The 3542-nt window shown below is 37.0% G+C and carries 3 protein-coding genes and 1 pseudogene; 3 read left to right on the top strand and 1 reads right to left on the bottom strand.

Annotated elements, in window-relative coordinates; all coding sequences use genetic code 11:
* Window positions 1-164, bottom strand: a pseudogene (locus ACFIO3_RS10135) (methyltransferase); the annotation flags it as partial.
* A gap of 241 nt (window positions 165-405) precedes the next feature.
* Here ACFIO3_RS10135 and ACFIO3_RS10130 point away from each other — a divergent pair.
* From ACFIO3_RS10130 to ACFIO3_RS10120, 3 genes are all read left to right on the top strand, one after another.
* The gene (locus tag ACFIO3_RS10130; protein WP_375607818.1) at window positions 406-1422 is read left to right on the top strand and encodes a polyprenyl synthetase family protein; all 1017 of its coding nucleotides are present in this window, start codon (window positions 406-408) and stop codon (window positions 1420-1422) included.
* Between the two features lie 94 nt (window positions 1423-1516).
* On the top strand, window positions 1517-3211 hold the full coding sequence (locus tag ACFIO3_RS10125) for a tetratricopeptide repeat protein (protein WP_375607819.1): 1695 nt from the start codon (window positions 1517-1519) through the stop codon (window positions 3209-3211).
* A 92-nt stretch (window positions 3212-3303) separates the two neighbouring features.
* Window positions 3304-3542: glycine--tRNA ligase subunit alpha (locus ACFIO3_RS10120; RefSeq protein WP_375704400.1), on the top strand; the 239-nt coding region annotated here is incomplete at its 3' end.

The raw sequence follows: 3542 nt of genomic DNA, 5'->3' as shown, positions 1-3542 counted from the left end.
CCTAAATCAACAACCTTGCCCTTTAAATCACTTGGAACCAAACTAGCTAATAACATCGCATCCATTCCAGAACGATGGCCATATTTATGAGGTTGAACCAAATAAAATTTCCCGCGATGAAAACTGTCTATTGTTTCACCACTCTGATTCGTTGCTTTATCCATTTAAAAGTCTAATGTTCACCTTGTATAAATTGCACTTTCGCTATTCAGCTACCATTTTAATTTTTTTTACCATTTTATAACAACAACATTACACTTATTAAAGAACATTTCTTGACAAGATCATTCAAAGCTTACATTTCAAAGCCACATCAAAGGCTTGAGTCAAAACAAAACCCCCTTTATGCTAACCAATAAAATAGAATTTATATATGTCCATTGAAATACTCTAGGAGTAAATACATTGAGTGCAGCCATCAAACCAGAACAAATAAGAAATAATCAAATTTCTCTTCAATCTCTTATCAATCTTACTCAACAAGATATGAAGCGCGTAAATCAATTTATTCTCTCTATGGCAAAATCAGAGGTTGAGATGATCCCTGAAATTTCTAACCATCTTATTTCATCAGGGGGAAAGCGGTTACGACCAATGATTACGCTCGCTTCTGCTCATATGTTCGGTTATCAAAGTGACGGGCATATAAAACTTGCAACAGCCGTTGAATTTATGCATACAGCAACATTACTGCACGATGACGTGATTGATGAAAGTAATTTACGACGTGGAAAATCTACGGCACGGATGATTTGGGGAAATCAAGCAAGTGTGCTTGTTGGTGATTTCTTATTGGGGCAAGCTTTTAAAATGATGGTTGATGTCGGCTCTATAGAAGCGCTCTCTGTCCTAGCAAACGCTGCTGCAATTATTGCCGAAGGAGAAGTTATGCAACTTTCTGCTGCAAAAAATATCAAAACCAGTCCTTCAGACTATCTCAAAATCATCAATGCAAAAACAGCGGCACTTTTTTCAGCAGCCGCCGAAGTAGGACCCATTGTTGCTGGCTATGGAGATAAAGAGCGTTCTGCATTACGTGAATATGGAACATCTTTAGGTTTAGCTTTCCAATTGATTGATGATGCACTTGACTATAGTGGTAGTGTCCAAAACTTAGGAAAAAATATAGGAGATGATTTTCGAGAAGGAAAAATCACGATGCCTGTTATTCTTGCCTATAAGCGTGGAAATACGGTAGAAAAAACTTTCTGGAAACAAACACTTGAAGAGGGCAATGCCAATGATGAATCCTTCGCATACGCGCAACACTTAATGGAAAAGTATGATAGTATCACAGATACAATAAAACAAGCACGTATCTATGGAAAGTATGCAGTTGATGCTCTTGTTCCCATGAACGAAAACCTTGCTTACAATGCTCTCGTTGAGACTGTTGAGTTTTGTATTGCACGTATAAACTGATTCTTTGCAAGAATCGCAATATTTTTCAACAAAGTAATGAGATATGATTTATAAACTACATTATCGATTGATTATCTTGAAAAGGATTAGCTCCATGTGCTCTGCAACGGTATCCCGACTTTTTACCCTCTTTATTGTGGGTATCATGATGATACCATCCCCCACCTATAGTAAAATAAGCTCTGCAATTCATACAAACTCATTTACAGGTGCTTATTTAGCTGGAAGGGTTGCAAATCATGAAAATAAAACAGATCTCGCCATTCATTATTTTAAACAGGCACTCGTTTATCAACCCGATAACGTTGAAACACAAAAAGAGCTCCTTGAAGCTATGCTCTCTGTTGGAAACTTTAAAGAAGCGGTACAACAGGCAAAAAAACTCAAAAAGCAAAATGTTATAACACCTTTTGTTTCCTTAACGTTGTCAGTAGAAAGTCTCATCAAAAAAGACTACAAAAATGCCAAGCTTCTTCTGCAATCAAAAGAACTTCCTACATCCAATAATCCAATACCTGAATTAATTAGTGCTTGGATTACATTTGGATCTGGACACAAATCTCAAGCAATCGCTGATCTTAAAAAGCTCAAAGGTCCTATCTGGTATGACCTTTTTATATCTTATCATTTAGCACTTATGAACGACCTTGCAGAACGACCACAGGATGCAAAAAGATATTTCATTAAAGCACTGAATAACAAACAGGGAACTCTTATAGCTCCTAATACCTATGAACGTATTATCATAGCCTATGCCTCATTCCAATTGCGCCGTAATATGCGCAACCAAGCTCTGCAAACAGTCCAGCATGGCGAACAAATGTTGTCAGGTCGAGAAGTCCTTAAAAATTTTCGAGAAAAAATTGAAAAAAATACTTTCTTAGAGAGAGTTATTAAAACACCCCAACAAGGAGCAGCCGAGGTATTGTATAATTTTGGAACTGCCCTAAACTATAAAAATTCAGGACGAATTGCACGTATTTTCAAACAGTTAGCTTTCGCTTTATACCCTCAAAATGACGCAACATTGTTTCAGCTCGCACATATTTCTGCTAAATTAGGTGACCCTTATCAAGCAATGAAACTTTATCGCGCTTTATCCCCCAAATCTCCCTATTATAAAGATGGGCAACTGCATCTTGCATTCCTACTTATCAATAACAATAATTACAAAGAAGCAATAAAATTACTTACATTGTTAAATAAAAAATTTCCCAACGATCGTAACATTTTGATAACACTCGTTGCTTTCTATATGCAGGACAATAAATTTCTTGAAGCCACTAAAACTCTAGACCACGCTATTGCCCAGATAAAAAACTTTCAACAAGACGATTGGAAACTCTTTTATCAGCGTGGTATTGCTTTTGAACGTTTACAACAGTGGCCAAAAGCAGAACTTGACTTGCGAAAATCACTTGAATTTTTCCCAAATCAACCGCAGGTTCTTAATTATTTGGCCTATTCCCTTGTGGAACGTGGTGAGAAACTTGAAGAATCTCTCCATATGCTGCAAAAAGCTTCTGCTTTGCAAGCGCAAAACAGTCATATCCTTGATTCTCTAGGATGGGCTTATTATAAACTAAAAGAATATAACAAAGCGGTCCAAATATTAGAAAATGCTATCAGATTACAACCTGAAGACCCAACATTGAATGATCATTTAGGGGATGCCTATTGGAAAGTTGGACGTAAACGTGAAGCAATCTTTCAATGGAACCACGCAATTGACGGAAAACCAGAAAATTCTAAACAAATTCAAGAAAAGTTGAAATTTGGTTTGCAATAAACAATGCTTAACCGTAAACCACATGAAATAATAAATAGAGAAACTAAAATTACTTTGGTTTTTTGTTTAGTCCAATATAAAGAGTATAAAGCGTGAAACTGCCTGAACATCTTAATCCCACACGTTCTTTTCAGGGACTCATATTAACTTTGCAAAATTATTGGGCGCACTATGGATGTGCGATTTTGCAACCTTACGATATGGAAGTTGGAGCTGGGACTTTTCATCCAGCAACAACATTACGCTCTCTAGGTCCACGCCCTTGGAAAGTTGCTTATGTCCAACCCTCTCGACGTCCAACAGATGGCCGATATGGTAAGAATCCAAATCG

The sequence above is a fragment of the Bartonella sp. AD328YNZD genome, from assembly GCF_042196425.1.
Note: the sequence above shows the minus strand (reverse complement) of the source record. Positions and strands in the feature narration are given on the sequence as shown.